Below are 16,718 nucleotides of genomic sequence, written 5' to 3'. Positions count from 1 at the left end.
AATGATATTGCTAAAATGATTGGTCGGCGCTTGCTAAGCTAGTGAGTAACCGCATTGGGGGCAAAAAAGCTCCTTCGAGGAAGTAAAAATTCGTTTGTCATCCTGAGCGCAGCGAAGGACTTTATCACGTTAGAGTTGCTTACCTTAATTCCTGCGGTGCAAACGTGATAAAGTCCTTCGCTGCGCTCAGGATGACAAAAGTCCTGATGACACCTTGCTCCTATTCGTGCAGCAGCACTTCAATGTCGAGGTGTAGCCAGTCGGTTTCCCAGGATTTGTGGTTGAGGCGGGCCGAGAGGTTCTTGCCGGCGTCGAGCAGGCGGGCCACGGTTTCGTTGCGGCCTTCGGGCAGGTAGCCCAGCCACACGTTATCGGCCGAGTCGGCGGGGGCGGTGTGCACTTGCACGGCCCAGTCGTCGTAGTGGTTATCGGGCTCGCGGGTGAGCAGCAGAGCCTGGCCTACCTGCAGAGTCGGCTCGTATTTCTCCAGATTGGGGCGGTGCGAGGTGCCGGCCACGAGGCACTCGAGCAGCACAAGGGGTTCAGAGTCGGTCACGATTTTCATCATGGGGCCAAATTACGGCGATTCCCGCAGCATTTTGCCTCAGCAGCAACCACGAAGGGGGCAACGCAGCGGTTTGCCCCGTCGTCCGGAAGCTTGTGGGCGGGAGAAGTTGAGAGGCTTCGGCTTAATAAGCTACTACGAACAGGTCGGTTTCTTTGTACCAGGTGGTTCCTCTTTTGACGTACACGCTGGTCCGCCAGCCGTCTCCGCCCACGTTTACCAACGCCCGCTTGTGGTTTTTAGAGAGCAAAATGCCCCAAACGGCGGTGGTTCGGTCGTTGCCATAACGTTGTAGCAGCAAATTGCTGCTCGAAAATTCTGTTTCCCGGCGTAAGCGCTTATTGAGCGCCATCATGGTATCGAGCGAAACCACCGTGACCCAGGGCTCCCGGAATTTGGCCTGTTCAAATCGGAACAGCTTGCTGGCCGGCAATTGCTGACGCATGTAAGCCACATCGGCAGCCGTGAAGTACTTCAGGAGCTGGGTCCGCTCATAAGTACCATCCTCGGCCAACACAATCCGGTAGTCGAGGTCGGTTGAATAGGGGTGGTCGAGCAGCAGCAGCCGCACCACTGGGGTATCGGTCACCATTGGAGGCAGCCGGTGGTACAAGCCATCCGGGCCGAGCTTTGCATAGGCAAACTGCGTCGGGAGCTCCTCCAAAATGGCTTCCACCAGCTGATATTTCAGCTTCTCGGCACCCTCCTGAGCGCGGCAGACAACCGCCTCAAACAATAATAGCAATAGGAGAAAGCCAAACTTTTGCATCGGGGCACTAACGCAAAAAGCCGCCGTTCTGCGTGCGGAACGGCGGCTTTTTATCAAAACTGTGAAATATGCTATTTGAACGCCTGAATGCCCGTGATATCTGCGCCCGTAATCAGCAGGTGAATGTCGTGCGTGCCCTCGTATGTAATCACCGATTCCAGGTTCATCATGTGGCGCATGATGGGGTACTCGCCGGTGATGCCCATGCCGCCGTGAATCTGGCGGGCTTCGCGGGCAATGTGCAAGGCCATTTCCACGGAGTTGCGCTTGGCCATGGAGATTTGGGCGCTGGTGGCTTTGCCTTCGTTTTTGAGCACGCCCAGGCGCCAGGCCATGAGCTGGGCCTTGGTGATTTCGGTAATCATCTCGGCCAGCTTCTTCTGCTGGAGCTGGTAGCTGGCGATGGGCTTGCCGAACTGCTCGCGCTGCAGGGAGTATTTCAGGGCCGACTCGTAGCAGTCGATGGCCGCGCCGATGGCACCCCAGGCAATGCCGAAGCGGGCCGAATCGAGGCAGGACAGCGGGCCTTTGAGGCCGTCAATGTTGGGCAGGATATTCTCTTTGGGGATTTTCACGTCCTCAAACACTAGCTCGCCGGTGCAGGAGGCGCGCAGGCTCCACTTGTTGTGGATTTCGGGGGTGCTGAAGCCTTCCATGCCGCGCTCCACGATGACGCCCTTGATGCGGCCCTGTTCGTTTTTGGCCCACACCACGGCCACCTGGCACTCGGGCGAGTTCGAAATCCAGAGCTTGGCGCCGTTCAGCAGGTAATGGTCGCCCATGTCCTTGAGGTTGGTGGTCATGCCGCCGGGGTTCGAGCCGTGGTCGGGCTCGGTGAGGCCGAAGCAGCCCAGCCACTCGCCGCTGGCGAGCTTGGGCAGGTACTTCTTGCGCTGCTCTTCCGAGCCGTAGGCGTAGATGGGAAACATCACCAGCGAGCCCTGCACCGAGGCGGTGGAGCGCATGCCCGAGTCGCCGCGCTCAATTTCCTGCATGATGAGGCCGTAGCTGATGTAGTCGAGCCCGCCGCCGCCGTATTCCTGCGGTATGGTGGGGCCGAAGGCGCCCACGTCGCCAAACTTGCGCACGATTTCCGAAGGGAAGTGCGCGTCCTGCGCCCACTTTTCGATGTTGGGCGAAATCTCCTTCTTCACGAAATCGCGGATGCTCTGGCGAATGAGCAGGTGCTCTTCGGTGAGCAGGCCGTCGAGGTCGAAATAATCGGTGAAGCCGTTGGCGTTGGTGCTGCCTTTCTGGGCGGTATGGGCTTTGGCTTCGGGGGAGAGTACGTCGGCTTGCGAGGACATAAGCGAAAAGTGGGTGGTGGGAATTGGGTGGGAGTATGGTTGCAAAGGTAACAGCCGGGGCGCAGGCGTGGTTGCAGCCAGCGGCCTTATCGTCTGCCGCTTGGCGGCCCGGTTTCAATGGGCCGCGGCGGCTATCCGCGCCGTTTGGCGCACAAAGCCGTATGCTTGCCAAAAATTCATCCTTTCCTCATGGCCACCGCCGAGCATCCCACCCACGCCGCCAAGCTGAATGAGCTGGAAGCCACTGCCATTTGCGGCAACGACATTTCCTCGTCGTGCCTCTACGTGTCGGCGCTGGCCATTTCCTACGCGGGCCAGTACGCCTGGCTGGCCCTGCTGGTGGTGGGCGCGGTGCTGTTTCTGTTTCGCAAAATCTACGGCGAAGTGGTGGGCGCCCTGCCGCTGAACGGCGGCGCCTACAACGTGCTGCTGAACACCACCAGCAAGCGCAACGCCGCCCTGGCCGCCTGCCTCACCATCCTCTCGTACATGGCCACGGCGGTGCTTTCGGCCAACGAGGCCATGCACTACCTGCATACGCTGTGGGAGGGCCTGCCCATCATTTGGGCCACGGTGGGGCTGCTGGGGCTGTTTTTGCTGCTCACCATCCTGGGCATGTCGGAGTCGGCCATCGTGGCGGTGGTTATTTTTCTGGTGCACCTGACCTCGCTCACGGTGTTGGTGGGCATGACGGGCTGGTACCTGGCCACCCACGGCCTGCACAACCTGACCCTCAACTTCCAGGTGCCCGTGAAGGGCGGCAGCATCCTCAACGCGCTGTTTTTTGGGTTTAGCGCGGCCATGCTGGGCATTTCGGGCTTCGAGAGCTCGGCCAACTTTGTGGAAGAGCAGGCCCGCGGCGTGTTTCAGAAAACGCTGCGCAACATGTGGGTGGTGGTCACGGTGTTCAACCCGCTCATTGCCTTTCTGGCCATTGCGGTGCTACCGCTGGTGGAAGTGGGCCAGCACACCGAAACGCTGCTTTCGCACCTGGGCACCGTCACGGGCGGGCCGTGGTTGGGCGTGGCCATTTCGGTGAACGCCGTGGCCGTGCTCAGCGGGGCCGTGCTCACGTCGTTCGTGGGTGTGAGCGGGCTGATGAAGCGCATGACCCTGGACCGCATTCTGCCGCAGGTTTTTTTGAAGGAAAACAAGCGCGGCAGCAACTACCTCATTCTCATTGTTTTCTTCGTACTCTGCGTGTCGGTACTGTTCATCACGCAGGGGCAGCTGGGCACGCTGGCGGGCGTGTACACCATTTCGTTTTTGTCGGTGATGGCCCTGTTTGCCCTCGGCAACTTCCTGCTGAAGGGCAAGCGGCCCAACCTGCCGCGGCCCGTGTACGCGGGCATTCTCACGGTCACGCTGGCGTTGCTGGGCGTGCTGGTGGCCTTGTTCGGCAACGTCCGCATTCACCCCGAGTACCTCATTGTGTTCCTGGAGTATTTCCTGCCGGCCATGGCCGTGGTGTCCATCATGCTCAACCGCATTGCCATTCTCAACCTGGCGCTGTCGGCGGCCGAGCGGTTGGCCAGCCACCTGCCGCGGGTGGCGCGGCTGGCCCGCCTCAAGGTGCGGCGGCAGCTGAAGGAGCTGGCCCAGCAGGAGTTCGTGTTTTTCACGAAGGGCGACAACGTCTCGAACCTCAACAAGGTGATGGCCTACGTGGTGGAAAACGAATTTACCAACCGGTTGCGCATCGTGACCCTGCTCAAAGAAGGCGAGAAGTACCCCGAGGAGCTGCTGAACGACATCCGGGTGCTGGACCGCGCCTACGAGCAGATTGAAGTGGAATTCGTGACCATTCACGGCACGTTCGGCCCGGCCCTGATTGAGGAGCTTTCCGAGCAGTGGAACATCCCCAAAAACTTCATGTTCATCGGCTCGCCCGGCGACCGGTTTCCGTACCAGATTTCGGAGCTGGGCGGCGTGCGGCTGATTATCTGACCACAAAAAAGCCCCGACACTGCACGTATCGGGTTTTTTTTGTGGGCCAAGGAGACTTAGAACCGTACGTTCAGCGAGGCCAGGAAATTGGTTTTGGCCTGCGGGTAGTAGTAGTTGAAGTACTGCGTTTGCCCGCCGTACACGTAGCCGTAGGTATAGCCGTTGTTCACGTATTCGGTGGCAAACACGTTGTTGACCAGCACGGCCAGCTCCACTTCCCGGAAGCCCCATTTCTGCGGCTGCCAGAGGTAGCGCAGGCGCACGTCCTGCACGTAGTAGGGGGCAATGCTGCGGGCTTCGGTGCTGGTGTTGTCGAGGTATTGGCGGCCAGCGTAGCGAGCCAGCGCCGCCAGCTTCAGGCCGGGCAGGGCTTCGTACTCCACGGTGTAGGCCGCCGTGAGGCTGGGCGAAAACGCAATGTTGGTTTGCGAGAAGGTGGTGGCTTTTTCGCCGCCCTGGTCGTAGTCGGTCAGGTAGTCGGTGTAGTTGTTGATTTTGTTCTGGCTGGCGGTGGCCGTACCCGTCAGGCTCAGGGTTGGCACGGGGCGGTAGGTCACCTGGCCTTCCACGCCGCGGCGGTAGCTCTCGGCCACGTTGGTGTGAATGGCATTGCCCACGTCGTCGAGGCGGCCGCTCAGCACCAACTGATTGTGGTAGTACATGTAGTACAGGTTCAGGTTGGCCTGCACCTTCTCGGTGGCGCGGCGCAAGCCCAGCTCGTAGTTGTAGAGCATTTCGGCGGTGGGCCGGCGCTCGGCGGGCGTGTCGGTGTAGTCGGTGCGGGTGGGCTCGCGCTGGGCCAGCGCGAAAGAGGCGTAGAGTTGGGTAGTTGGCCGCAACTGGTAGGTGAGGCCAAACTTGGGGTTGACGAAGTTGAACCGGGTCGTTTGCTGGCTTTTGGCGCCGTCGGGGCGGCCGTCGGGCGCGTATAGTTCGTAGCGCACGAAGCGGTATTGCAGGTCGGCAAAGCCCGCCAGCTGGCCTGTCAGGTCCACGTTCACGCGGCTATACACGTTGATGTCCTGCTTGTGGGCGTTGGGCTCGTCGTTGTAGCGCGTGCCGGTTTCGGGAATGAACGCGCCGCGCTGCGCCCAGGTCAGCTCATCGAAATGCTGGCCCCGGTAGCCCAACACGGCCCCGCCCAGCGTGGCCTCGGTGATGAGCCCGCTGACGGGCCGGGCCTGCAGGGCGAACGTGGCCCCGTACATATCGGTTTTCAGCCAGCGCCGCCGAATGACGTCGGTGGTGCGCAGCGTGTCGAACCCGCCGGCGGCCGCCGGCTGGTACACCGGCCCGCTGATGCCGTACTTCTCGAATTCCTGATTGGCTTTATACTCCTCGTAGTAGCCACCGCCGCGCGTCCAGAACGGCGTCACGCTCAGGTTAAGCGTCGGCGCGAGCTGGCGCGAAATCAGGAACTGGTAGTAGTCCTGCTGGTAGTTGTCGGTCTGGTTTTTATAGGCCGGCAGGTGCTGGCCGGCATCGGTGCCGGCTTCGTTGTAGCGGCGGTTGCGGCGCAGCAGCGAGTCGGCCAAGCCGTACCAGCTTTGGTAGGTGGTTTCGTAGCCGGTGAGCACGAGGGCGCGCAGCAGGGTCTTGTCGTCGGAGTACGTGCCGGTCAGGTACAACGACTTCAGCCGCGACGAGGCGCGGTCAACGTAGCCGTCGCTCTGCACCCGCGAGGCGCGGGCATCTACCGAAAAGTGGCCGTTGATGAGCCCCGTGCCGGCCATGATGGTCGATTTCCAAGTGCCAAACGAGCCGGCCGAGTTGTTCACTTCGGCGTAGGCCTTGGGCCGCAGGCCGAGGGTTTCCACGTTCAGGCTGGCTCCGAAGGCGCCCGCGCCGTTGGTGCTGGGCCCGGCCCCGCGCTGCACCTGAATGCTTTGGGTGGACGACGCCAAGTCCGGCAAATCGACGAAAAACACGCCGTGGCTTTCGGCCTCGTTCACCGGCACGCCGTTCAGCGTCACGTTGATGCGGGTGCCGTCGGTGCCGCGAATGCGAATGCCGGTGTAGCCCACGCCGGTGCCGGCGTCGGAGGTCGTGACCACGCTCGGGGTCTGGTCGAGCAGGTAGGGAATGTCCTGGCCAAAGTTGCGGGCCTGCAGCTCCTGGCGGCTCACGTTCTGGTAGGCGGTGCCGGTTTTGTCGGTGGCGCGGGTGGCCGTCACCACCGCTTCGGGCGTGAGAATGCGGCGCACCTTGCTGGTATCGGGCAGCCCAGGGGTTTGCTGGGCCCGCGCTGGGGCCGCAGCCAGGCCCACAAGGGCGGCTCCGGCAAGCAGTACAGTTTTCAAAAATTAAACGGGTGAAAAAATGGAACGCGCCGTCGCCCCAGGGGTCGGAGCGGCAGCGGAAACGTCCGCGGATTGTTTGTTCCCTGCGCCGGCATTACCCGGTTCAGGTTCGATGGGTATCATCTCAGCCGCGGTTGACCTCAACCGCAGCACCCCTAAACAGGCCGCAAAGGTAACACCCCGGGCGCCCGACATCTTTTTTTCTTGTTCTCTACGCCCAATGCGCGGACGTTTCCTGACTGTCAGTTAATTTAGGGACGCCGGCCGCGCAACGCCGGGCCGGGGGCCTGCGTTTTAAGGCTCCGCACCGCTTCAGCCGCTTTTGCCATGTTCAGCCTCGTCTACGCCGTTGCCTTTTGCGCTTTTTTTCTGTTCGTGCTGGTCATGCCCCGCCGGCGCCGGGTGCTGCCCCCGCCCCCGCCCCACGACGGCGACGACGACGGCGGCGAGCCGCACGACCCCGGCCTGCCCGACCTCGACCTGCCGCCCGGCATCTCGCGCCCCATCAACGACTGGGAACCCGAATACAACCGCCGCCGCATCGGCGTGTAGCCCCGTTTATGCCGGGCCATTGCCCGTTTCATGGCCGGCCAGCTCCCGCAGTTGGCCGGCCATGCGCACGTAAGGAATAGGGCCTTTGTAAAAGATGTCGCCTTCGGGCCGCAAGCCGAAGCGTGCGTAAAACGCGGCGCTGTCCTGCCGGGCATCGCACCAGATGTGCCGGGCCCCCAGGCGCTGCGCTTCGGTGAAAGTGCGACGGAGCAGGGCGCTGCCCACGCCCTGCCGCTGGTAGTCGGGCCGGGTGGCAAACTTGCGGAAGCGCGACTCGTTCCCGGTCACAAACAAGGAGATAACGGCCACCAGCTCGTCCTGCTGGAAGGCCCCGAAATGGTGCCCGGCGTGGTCGTCCGCTATTTTGACGTATTCCAGCGGCTTATCAGGCCACAGCACCTGGTGCCGCAGGGCGTAGGTATCGGCGGGCGTAATGGAGCGAATGGAGACGGCGCTGGGCATAGCAACAAGAACCGGTGCGGACCGCCTTTAGCCCACCTCCATGGTGTAGGCAGCCGTGAACACCTGGCCCGGTTCCAGAGTCAGGATGCCTTCCTTATCGCGCAGCTCGCCGGGGGCGCCGTCGGGGCTGGCCACGCCGTGCCAGGGCTCCACGCACACAAAGCCCGCGCCGGGCCCTTTGGTCCAGAGGCCCAGGTAGGGAAAACCATCAAACTGAAAGCGCACGAACCGTTCCGACTTGCGCGAGCGCAGCGTGAGGCTGGTGAAGTCGTAGTGCTTGAACACGAGGGCGTCGTCGGCAAACAGGGCGTAGCTCAGCGGCAGCTCCTGCTCGTCGTTCAGCACGGGCGCCGTCTGGCCCGTGAGCAGGCCGCCCCGCAGCAGGTGGCGCTCCAGGGTCACGGGGTGGTCGAACTGGAAGAAATAGTCGTCGAAGGCTTCGCCCGGCAGCAGGGGGCAGCGCACTGCCGGGTGCGCGCCAATGCTGAAGAGCAGCGGCTGGGTTTCGGCGGGGTTGCGCACGTCCCAGCGCACGGTGAGTTGGGTGTCGCGCAAGGTGTAGGTGATGGTGAGCTCGAAGGCAAACGGAAAGACGTTCCGGGTGGCTTCGTCGTGCTGCAGCTGAAACACCAGCTCGGTGTCGGAGTGGCGCAGCACGGCAAATTCCTGGTCGCGGGCAAACCCGTGCTGGGGCAGCTTGTAGTCGCGGCCTTCGTAGTGGTAGGCGTCGTTGGGCAGGCGGCCCACCAGCGGAAACAGCACGGGCGCGTGCCGGGCCCACACGGCGGGGTCGCCGGGCCAGATGTATTCCAGCTCATTGGCGGTGGTGATGAAGCTGGTGAGCTCGGCGCCGTGGGCGGCAAAAACGGCTTGGCAGCGCGGCGTGCGCAGGGTGTAGGTGGGCATGGCGGCAGTGGGCAACAAAACTTCTGGCGATGAAATACGGCGCTCGGCGGCCAGCAGGAGCTCGTCCACGAGAAAGCGCGCCTGAGCAAACCGACGGTCGGGCGGCCCCGAAATTTCGGCGAAGTTGGACATGCGGTCCCGCAATTCGCGCTGGTATAGGTCGTAGAACTGCTGGCGCAGGTGGGGGTGCTCGCGCAGCGGGTCGGGCTGCCAGGGAATGTCCACGCCCATCAGCAGCACCAAATCATACTGCTGCTCATCAATTTGGCGCAATATCCACTCCGGGCAAGTGCCGAAGGCGTGCTCGGACCAGATTTTTATCACCAGCAGGTCGCTGTCGCAAAACACCACGCGGCGGGCCGTGCGCATGGCCTCGGCTTCGGCGGCCACCTGGCCGCGGGCTATTTCCTCCAGGTCCGCCAGGGTGTAGTGGGGGCCGCTTTCGGCAAGGTACTCGCGGGCGTATTCGGGGGCGAAGGACGTGCCGTAGTGGGCCGCCAGCTGGGCAGCCAACGTCGATTTGCCCGTTGATTCGGGGCCGGTTAAAGAAATGCGCAGCAAAAGTGAGGGATGGAAGGGGGCGGCACAGAAGGGAAAGCGCCGACGCCAGGGAGTCGTTATGGGTGGATAACGCGGGTGTCTCCGGGCAGCGCGGCCTGGCAAAGATTGCAGGAAGCCACGACTTTACTACATTTCCCCCCACTATCTGCCTTCATATTAAGCCGTAAGCGCCGGGGTGTCCCGGGCCAGCTCCCGCCGCCACTGCCAGTAGCCGTAGGCGGCCAGTCCCAGAAACACCACGTAAAGGCCGCTGGTTAGGTAGAGGTCGCGGTGCCAGTACATGCCCACGTAAGCTACGTCGACGCCAATCCAGAGCAGCCAATTCTCGATGTGACGGCGCGAGAGCAGCAGCTGCGCCACCAAGCTGATGGCCGTGGTAGTGCTGTCCCAATACGGCAGCGCGGCGTCGGTGTGCTCGGCAAACAGAAAGCCCGCCACACCCGCGTAGAGCAGGCCCGCGACGGCCAGCCACGCCGCCAACCGTCGGGGCGTGCGCGTGATGGGTAACTCCGGCCCCATGGCTTTGCGCAACCACTTCACCCAGCCATACACGAGCAAAGCAATGAAAGCCAGCTGCAGGCCGGCGTCGGAATAGAGCCGGCTTTGCCAGAATACCACCAAGTAAAGGATGCCATTGACGATGCCCACGGGGAAATTCCAGATGGAATTGCGGGCCGCCAGCCACACGCAAGCTGCGCCGGTAACCACCGCCGCCACTTCCAGCGGCGACGCCGACTGAATGGCGGCCCGGACCGCCGCCAAAACATCAAACAAAAGCAGTGCAGCCACAGAAGCAGAAACTAGCGAGGCCGCAAGGTAGCCTCGCCCCTACTTTTGCGCCCTCTAACGCTCTGCCATGGAAAGCGCCCCGCTGGAAATTACCGCTACCGAACTGCACCGCCGCCTGCAAGCCGGCCACGACCTGCAGCTCATCGACGTGCGCGAACCCGAAGAATACGACTACTGCCACCTGCCCGGCAGCCAACTCGTGCCCCTGAGCGAGTTCACACGCCGCACGGCCGAAATTCGGGAGGAAGGCCCGGTAGTCGTCATCTGCCATCACGGCGTGCGCTCGGGCCAGGCCGCGGGCTACCTGCGCCAGCGCCTGGGCCGCACCAACGTGCTGAACCTGCGCGGCGGCGTGGCCGCCTGGGCCGAGCAGGTGGACCCGGCGTTTCCGACTTACTGAGGCCATTGCGAAGGCGGGCAAACATTCCACCATCGTTCGGGGCCGGAATCCGTTGTAGGCATACAATCTGATTTCGCGATGCCCGATTCTGCTTTTGCCCCGCCCGCTGTGGCCGACCCTAGCGCCCCCACCCTGGCCGCCCGCCTAGCGCTGCGCGAGCGGCCCCTGGGCGCGCCGCTGCTGCGCCAGCAGTGGAGCGACCTCCTGTTTATGCACTGGCCGGTGCCAGCGGCGCTGCTACAGCCGCTGCTGCCGCCCCGCCTCCGCGTCGACACCTACGACGGCATGGCCTGGCTGGCGGTGGTGCCCTTCAAGATGTCGAAGGTGAGCACCCGCCTCACGCCGCCCGTGCCCGGCACCGACGAATTTCTGGAGCTGAACGTGCGCACCTACGTGCACCTCGACGGCGTGCCCGGCGTGTGGTTTTTCTCGCTCGATGCCACCAGCCCGCTGGCCGTGTGGGTGGCGCGCACCTTTTTCCACCTGCCCTACCTGCGCGCCACCATGCGCCTGGACAGCCCCAGTGCCCAGCTGCGGCAGTTCACAGCGCGGCGCGCGCAGGGGCGCATGCCAGCCGCCAGCTTCCGCGCCACCTGGAAAATCGGAACGCCCCTGCCCCCGGCCGAGCCCGGCTCGCTGGCCTTTTTTCTTACTGAGCGCTACTGCCTTTACGCCAGCAACAAGGCTCAGACCCGCCTCTACCGGGGCCGGGTGGCCCACCAGCCCTGGCCCCTGAGCGCGGCGCAGGTGCTGCACTACGAGTCGTCGCTGGTAGAAAGCCACGGCTTGCCCACGCCCGCCGGGGCGCCGCTGGTGCACGCGGGCGGCCCCGTGAGCGTGGAGCTGTGGCCCATGCAGCGCGTTTGAACCCAGTCGACTAGCGCGTACATTGGCTGTTGATTTTCGCGCTCACTACTTAGCTTCTCTGCCATGACTTGGGCTCGTCTCATGCTACTACTTATCGTTTTTCGGGGCATCGGGGCCTTTGCGCAAGCGCCGGCTTGGCAAGTAGCCATGATGAGCGCCCAAACGAACGAAAGCTCGTCGCGCATCAACGCCACGGTGGCCGATGCGGCTGGTAATGTGTACGTGGCCGGCTCCTTCTGGGGCACAGTCCGCCTCGGCAGCACCGAGCTGAACAGCGCCGGTGGCTCTGACGTGTTTGTGGCCAAATGGAGCGGGGCTTTGGGAAAATACGTGTGGGCCCAACGAGCCGGCGGTAGCGGTTTCGACCATTCCGCATCCCTGGCGCTGCATCGTGATGCGGTGTATGTGGTGGGTCAATTTGGCGGCACGGCGGCCGAAACGGCGAGCGCGCCGGCTACGGCCACTTTTGGCACCACCACCCTGACCTCGGCTGGCGGCTCGGATGCGTTTGTGGCCAAGCTCAGCGACCATGGCACGGCGGCCGCTTTTGTGTGGGCCGCGCGAGCCGGCGGCGCGGGCAATGACCGCGCCACGGCCCTGGCCGCCAACGCCAACACACTGTACCTGGGCGGCCTATTCACCCAGGCTGCCCAATTCGGCAGCACCACGTTGGCCACCACCGGCCAGACAGCTACCAGCCCCGACATCTTCGTGGCCAAGCTCACCGATACCGGCCCCGCTGCTCGGTTTGGCTGGGCGCAGCAGGCCGGGGGCAGTGGCTACGATTCGGGGCCTCTCCTGGCCGTGAGCGGCAGCGGCGTGTACGTGGCTGGTCATTTCTCCGGCTCAGTGTCTTTTGGCCCCACGTCCCTCACGGCGAAGGGCCTCAGCAACGTCTTCATCGCCAAACTCGCCGACCTGGGAGCCACCAGCCGTTTTGGCTGGTGCCAACGCGTGGGCAGCGACGGCCTCGACTACGTTCGCGCCTTGGCGGTGCGGGGCAAGAGTGTGTACTTGGCGGGCTATTTTGGGGGCAACGTGGCCACATTCGGCGCCCTTGCTTTGACCAATGCGGACCAGCACGTGTACCTGCCGGACTCGTCCAATCCAAAATCCGGTATTGTTTGCGGCCCACGTCGCTCCACCGGAACGTTTGGTTCGGATGCCTTCGTGGCCAAGCTCACGGACACGGGCGCCAGTGGCCGCTTTGTGTGGGCCGAGCGCGCCGGGGGGCTGGGCGACGACGGCGTGTACGCCATGGCCGTGCAGGGCACCGAAGTGTACGTGGCCGGTTTCTTCGGCCACCGCCACGACCGAAAACAGCACCTTCCTGCCGCCCCGGCTAGCTTTGGCCGCACGGCGCTGTCTTCCGTTGGCCAGACCGATGGCTTCGTGGCCAAGCTCACCGATACCGGCCCCGCTGCGGGGTTTACCTGGGCACAAGGCGTGGGCGGCCCCCACGACGACGACGCCCTCACTCTAGCGGTGGCGGGGCCCAAGGTGTGGCTAAGCGGGGAGTTGGCCAAAACTTCTGGCAGCCGCTTCGGCCACCAACCGGCGGCGCTGCCGGCTGGCCTAACGGACCGCAGCAGTTTTTTAGCCGTCCTTACCCCCGCTCTTCTAGCTTCGGCTCCCCGCCCGACTACCCCCGGCAAGTAAGGCGCGGTCTGGCAACGGGGCCGCTTAAAGCAGATGTAATTTTGCCGGGTGAACCCCGCCTTCGTTTTGCCGCCGTTGCCCGACTTGCCCATCCTCGCGGCGCTGCCTGCCTTGCGGGCCGCGCTGGCGGCCAACAGCCGCGTGGTGCTGGAAGCGCCGCCGGGTGCCGGCAAAACCACCGTGGTACCCCTGGAGCTGCTGGCCGCCGAGTGGCGCAACCCCAACGATAAAATTCTGGTGCTGGAGCCGCGTCAGCTGGCCGTGCGCGGTGCTGCCGCCCGCCTGGCTCAGCTGCTGGGCGAGCCCGTGGGCCGCACCATTGGCTACCGCGTGCGGCTCGACAGCAAGGTGAGCGCCGAAACCCGCGTGGAAGTCATCACCGAAGGCATTCTGACGCGCATGATTCAGGACGACCCGGCGCTGGAAGGCGTGGCCGCGGTGGTGTTCGATGAATTTCACGAGCGCAGCCTGAACGCCGACCTAGGCCTAGCGCTGGCGCTGGACGCGCAAGCCGTGCTGCGCAATGATTTACGCATCCTCATCATGAGCGCCACGCTCGAAGCGCAGCGGCTGGGCCAGTGGCTGCCCGCGCCGGTGGTGTCGTCGGCGGGCTTTCTGTTTCCGATTGAAACGCACTACCTCGACCCGCGGCGGGCCGCCGCCCTGCCCAATAAGCCTGCCGACCGCTTGGCCGAGCTGGTGCCCGCGCAGGTGCGCGCCGCGCTGAACACCCACGCCGAGGGCGACATCCTGGTTTTCCTGCCCGGCGTGGGCGACCTGCAGCGCAGCGCCCGCAAGCTGGAAGATGCCCTGCCCGAGTACGTCGACCTGCACCTGCTGCACGGCGAATTGCCACTCGAAACCCAGGACGCCGCCTTGCGACCATCGAAACCCGGACGGCGCAAGGTCATTCTGGCCACCAGCATTGCCGAAACCAGCCTCACCATCGAGGGCGTGCGGGTAGTAATTGACGGCGGCTATGCGCGGGTGCCGCGCTTCGTGCCGCGCACCGGTTTCACCACCCTCGAAACCGTGCCCGTGGCCCGCGCCGCCGCCGACCAGCGCCGGGGCCGCGCCGGCCGCCTGGCCCCCGGCACCTGCTACCGCCTCTGGACCGAAGCCGAGCACCACAACCTGCCCGCCCACCGTCCGCCCGAAATCCACACTGCTGACCTCAGCAGCCTGGCGCTGGAGCTAGCGCTATGGGGCGCGGCCGAGCCCACCGCCCTGCGCTGGCTGGATGCGCCACCCGCCGCTGCCTTTGGCCAGGCGCAGGAATTACTCTTACGCTTAGGAGCCATGGTGACCACTACTGCGGCCATCAAACCCACGGCGCATGGCCGGCAGCTGGCCGCGCTGGGCCTACCGCCGCGCCTGGGCCACTTGGTGGTGCGCGGACAGGAACTGGGGCACGGCACCTCAGCTGCTTCCTTGGCCGCTTTGCTGGCTGAGCGCGACCTGCTGCGCTGGGCCTCTCCCACCGACACGCGCCCCGCGCCGCCCGACCTGCGCTTGCGTCTCGAAGCCCTAACCAGCGGCCGGCCGCCGCTGCCGGGTCTGGCGCTGCACCACGCCACGCTGCAGCGCGTGCGCGACGTGGCCCGCAACCTGACCGGCCGTCTGGGCAAAGCCGCGGCCTCACCACCCCACCACCTCACCAATTCACCAGTCGGCCTGCTCACGGCGCTTGCTTATCCTGACCGGCTGGCCCAGCGCGAAACGCACGACCGCCTGCGCCTCGTGACGGGCCAGCGCGTGAGCCTGAACACGACGGACGTAGACCCGCAGGCCACGTTTTTTGCGGTGGCGCATTTGGCGGGCACGGCCTCGGCGCCGCGGGCTACGCTGGCCGCGCCCCTGGGGCAAGACGAGCTGGAGCTGGCCTTTGCCGACCAGATTACGACCACCGATGAGGTGCGCTACGACCCGGCCGCCCAGCGCGTGACCGGCCGCCGGGTGCGCCGCCTGGGCGCCCTGTTGCTCGACGAAAAAGTCATTGGCCAGCCCGATGCCTCACTGGTGGCGCGGGCCTTGCTGGACTATTTGCTGGAAGCCGGCGTGAGCAAGCTGAACTGGACGCCCGGCGCCCGCCAACTGCAGCAGCGGCTGGAATTCTTGCGGCAGCACTTTCCCGCCGCCGAAGACGGCGCGGCCGAAGCGTGGCCGGCCTTCGACGACGAAACCTTGACCCGGGAGTTACCCGAGTGGCTGGGTCCGCACCTTACCGGCCTCAAAACCCTCGACCAGGTCCAGCGTCTGGACTTATACGAGCCGCTGCTGGCGCGCCTGCCCGGCAGCTGGGCCCAGCGCCAGACCCTCGACCGCCTCGCGCCAGCCGAGCTGGAGGTGCCCAGCGGCTCGCACATCACCCTCGACTATAGCGACCCCGCCGCGCCCGTGCTGGCCGTGAAGCTGCAGGAGTTGTTCGGCCTCACCGAAACGCCCGCGGTGGCGGGCGGGCGGGTGCCGCTGCTGCTGCACCTGCTCTCGCCCGGCGGCCGGCCGGCCCAGGTCACGCGCGACCTGCGCAGCTTTTGGGAAAAGGGCTACTTCGATGTGCGCAAAGATTTGAAGGGCCGCTACCCCAAGCACCCCTGGCCCGATAAGCCTATGGAACACATCCCCACCAAGCTCACGAAGAAGCGGCTAGGACAGTAAACTTCAGTGAACAGTGAACAGTGAACAGTGAACAAAACAGCTTAGCCTCATCTGCCAACTGTTCACTGCTCACTGTTCACTGCTCACTGAATCACCGCATCTCGTTCTCATCCAGGAAGCTGCGACCATCGGTGCGGGGCGAGTAGTGGCGGTGCAGCCAGCGGCTGAGGCCACCGAGGCCCGGCAGCAGCACCCGCTCGGTAATGTTGGCCTGGTCGAGCTTGTCGCGCACTTCCCATTTGAGCTCGGCCGGAATGATGATGCGGAAATACAGCTCGGGGCGGGCGGCCAGCCAATCGTGCAGCACGCTCTGGGCCGTACTCATCAGCGAAAACAGCGCGTATTGGTGCACGATGCGCGCATCGAGGCTGGGCGGCTCCAGAAACAGCACGTAGGGTTCGGCCTGCAGCTGCTCCAGCTCGTGCAGGCTGCTGCTTTCGGGCTGAAGAAGCTCGGAGGTGAAAACGTTGGACCCCTCCTGGCGCAGGGCCTGGCGCAGGCGTTGGGGCAGGTGCTCGGCGGCTTTCACGTAGTTCAGGGCCCACACGATGCCGTCTTCGTGGTAGGCGTCGAGGTCGTCGGTGGCAAAGTGCAGGGCCACGTAGGGCGAGTAGGTCCAGTCGAGTAGGCGGGTGGGCAAGCCGTGGTGCTGGGCCAGGGCCAGCCAGTCCCAGGTGCTGGCGCCGGCGGCCTGCATGGGCGTGTCGCGGGCGTATTTGCGGAAGTTGCGCAGCAGGTGGTGCTCCAGGCGGTGGTACTCGCCGCCGAGGCGCTGCAAGCTGGTATTCAGCAGATAATGCCGCGAACGGCTGCCCCGGTACACAAACGGCGACCGAAACCGCCCGATGCGCCCGTCCCAGGTATTCTGGAACAGCAGGCGCTGCAGGTCTTCCCAAGAGGTGGCGCGGTGGTCGTTGGTAGAATGCGGCATGGGGCGAAGATAAGTCGGGCGGCGGGCAAGCCTATGTTACCAAAA

14 protein-coding genes and 1 riboswitch are annotated in these 16,718 nt (G+C 64.4%); of the genes, 6 read left to right on the top strand and 8 right to left on the bottom strand.

Annotation, left to right across the window (positions count from 1 at the left end):
* Positions 1-220: 220 nt before the first annotated feature.
* From MUN81_RS03340 to MUN81_RS03330, 3 genes are all read right to left on the bottom strand, one after another.
* Positions 221-568 carry an HIRAN domain-containing protein gene (locus MUN81_RS03340; protein WP_245115004.1) on the bottom strand — a complete coding sequence of 116 codons (348 nt, stop codon included), beginning with the start codon at positions 566-568 and terminating at the stop codon, positions 221-223.
* Positions 569-689: 121 nt separating this feature from the next.
* Positions 690-1,334 carry a hypothetical protein gene (locus tag MUN81_RS03335; RefSeq protein WP_245115002.1) on the bottom strand — a complete coding sequence of 215 codons (645 nt, stop codon included), beginning with the start codon at positions 1,332-1,334 and terminating at the stop codon, positions 690-692.
* Positions 1,335-1,405: 71 nt separating this feature from the next.
* A complete protein-coding gene (locus tag MUN81_RS03330; RefSeq protein WP_245115000.1) occupies positions 1,406-2,641 on the bottom strand; it encodes an acyl-CoA dehydrogenase family protein in 1,236 nt (411 codons plus the stop codon).
* Between the two features lie 189 nt (positions 2,642-2,830).
* Between MUN81_RS03330 and MUN81_RS03325 the strand changes: the two genes are divergently transcribed.
* Entirely contained in the window at positions 2,831-4,588 is a 1,758-nt protein-coding gene (locus MUN81_RS03325; protein ID WP_245114998.1) for an APC family permease, read from the top strand.
* A gap of 56 nt (positions 4,589-4,644) precedes the next feature.
* Here the strand turns inward: MUN81_RS03325 and MUN81_RS03320 are convergent, their stop codons facing one another.
* Positions 4,645-6,888 (bottom strand): TonB-dependent receptor, encoded by a 2,244-nt coding sequence (locus MUN81_RS03320; protein WP_245114996.1) that lies wholly within the window; start codon positions 6,886-6,888, stop codon positions 4,645-4,647.
* Positions 6,889-6,949: 61 nt separating this feature from the next.
* Positions 6,950-7,055, bottom strand: a riboswitch (TPP riboswitch).
* Between the two features lie 160 nt (positions 7,056-7,215).
* Here MUN81_RS03320 and MUN81_RS03315 point away from each other — a divergent pair.
* Entirely contained in the window at positions 7,216-7,440 is a 225-nt protein-coding gene (locus MUN81_RS03315) for a hypothetical protein (protein ID WP_190925985.1), read from the top strand.
* A 6-nt stretch (positions 7,441-7,446) separates the two neighbouring features.
* Here the strand turns inward: MUN81_RS03315 and MUN81_RS03310 are convergent, their stop codons facing one another.
* The 3 genes from MUN81_RS03310 to pnuC all read right to left on the bottom strand — a co-directional run bounded on the left by MUN81_RS03310 (position 7,447) and on the right by pnuC (position 10,158).
* The gene (locus tag MUN81_RS03310) at positions 7,447-7,902 is read right to left on the bottom strand and encodes a GNAT family N-acetyltransferase (protein WP_245114994.1); all 456 of its coding nucleotides are present in this window, start codon (positions 7,900-7,902) and stop codon (positions 7,447-7,449) included.
* 27 nt (positions 7,903-7,929) lie between these two features.
* A complete protein-coding gene (locus MUN81_RS03305) occupies positions 7,930-9,369 on the bottom strand; it encodes an AAA family ATPase (protein ID WP_245114992.1) in 1,440 nt (479 codons plus the stop codon).
* Between the two features lie 156 nt (positions 9,370-9,525).
* Positions 9,526-10,158: a nicotinamide riboside transporter PnuC gene (pnuC, locus tag MUN81_RS03300; RefSeq protein ID WP_245114990.1), complete on the bottom strand. Its 633-nt coding sequence runs from the start codon at positions 10,156-10,158 to the stop codon at positions 9,526-9,528.
* Between the two features lie 67 nt (positions 10,159-10,225).
* On the opposite strand from pnuC, the gene MUN81_RS03295 reads away from it, so the two are divergent.
* The 4 genes from MUN81_RS03295 (at position 10,226) to hrpB (ending at position 15,742) form a co-directional block, all read left to right on the top strand.
* On the top strand, positions 10,226-10,558 hold the full coding sequence (locus MUN81_RS03295) for a rhodanese-like domain-containing protein (protein ID WP_245114988.1): 333 nt from the start codon (positions 10,226-10,228) through the stop codon (positions 10,556-10,558).
* Between the two features lie 78 nt (positions 10,559-10,636).
* Complete coding sequence (locus tag MUN81_RS03290; protein WP_245114986.1) at positions 10,637-11,425, top strand: DUF2071 domain-containing protein; 789 nt, start codon at positions 10,637-10,639, stop codon at positions 11,423-11,425.
* 63 nt (positions 11,426-11,488) lie between these two features.
* Positions 11,489-13,084, top strand: coding sequence for a hypothetical protein (locus MUN81_RS03285; RefSeq protein ID WP_245114984.1), 1,596 nt, complete (start codon positions 11,489-11,491; stop codon positions 13,082-13,084).
* 75 nt (positions 13,085-13,159) lie between these two features.
* Complete coding sequence (gene hrpB / locus MUN81_RS03280; protein WP_245114982.1) at positions 13,160-15,742, top strand: ATP-dependent helicase HrpB; 2,583 nt, start codon at positions 13,160-13,162, stop codon at positions 15,740-15,742.
* A gap of 91 nt (positions 15,743-15,833) precedes the next feature.
* Here the strand turns inward: hrpB and MUN81_RS03275 are convergent, their stop codons facing one another.
* The gene (locus tag MUN81_RS03275; RefSeq protein ID WP_245114980.1) at positions 15,834-16,673 is read right to left on the bottom strand and encodes an FRG domain-containing protein; all 840 of its coding nucleotides are present in this window, start codon (positions 16,671-16,673) and stop codon (positions 15,834-15,836) included.
* Positions 16,674-16,718: the final 45 nt, after the last annotated feature.

Origin of the sequence: Hymenobacter sp. 5317J-9 (assembly GCF_022921075.1) — a bacterium.
Taxonomy (GTDB): domain Bacteria; phylum Bacteroidota; class Bacteroidia; order Cytophagales; family Hymenobacteraceae; genus Hymenobacter.
Note: the sequence above shows the minus strand (reverse complement) of the source record. Positions and strands in the feature narration are given on the sequence as shown.

Bases quoted from the DNA above. Each gene is read 5' to 3' on its own strand.
- MUN81_RS03315 (WP_190925985.1), top strand. From the start codon at position 7,216: ATGTTCAGCCTCGTCTACGCCGTTGCCTTTTGCGCTTTTTTTCTGTTC.
- MUN81_RS03290 (WP_245114986.1), top strand. From the start codon at position 10,637: ATGCCCGATTCTGCTTTTGCCCCGCCCGCTGTGGCCGACCCTAGCGCC.
- MUN81_RS03295 (WP_245114988.1), top strand. From the start codon at position 10,226: ATGGAAAGCGCCCCGCTGGAAATTACCGCTACCGAACTGCACCGCCGC.
- MUN81_RS03275 (WP_245114980.1), bottom strand. From the start codon at position 16,673: ATGCCGCATTCTACCAACGACCACCGCGCCACCTCTTGGGAAGACCTG.
- MUN81_RS03285 (WP_245114984.1), top strand. From the start codon at position 11,489: ATGACTTGGGCTCGTCTCATGCTACTACTTATCGTTTTTCGGGGCATC.
- MUN81_RS03325 (WP_245114998.1), top strand. From the start codon at position 2,831: ATGGCCACCGCCGAGCATCCCACCCACGCCGCCAAGCTGAATGAGCTG.
- MUN81_RS03335 (WP_245115002.1), bottom strand. From the start codon at position 1,334: ATGCAAAAGTTTGGCTTTCTCCTATTGCTATTATTGTTTGAGGCGGTT.
- MUN81_RS03330 (WP_245115000.1), bottom strand. From the start codon at position 2,641: ATGTCCTCGCAAGCCGACGTACTCTCCCCCGAAGCCAAAGCCCATACC.
- MUN81_RS03310 (WP_245114994.1), bottom strand. From the start codon at position 7,902: ATGCCCAGCGCCGTCTCCATTCGCTCCATTACGCCCGCCGATACCTAC.
- MUN81_RS03340 (WP_245115004.1), bottom strand. From the start codon at position 568: ATGATGAAAATCGTGACCGACTCTGAACCCCTTGTGCTGCTCGAGTGC.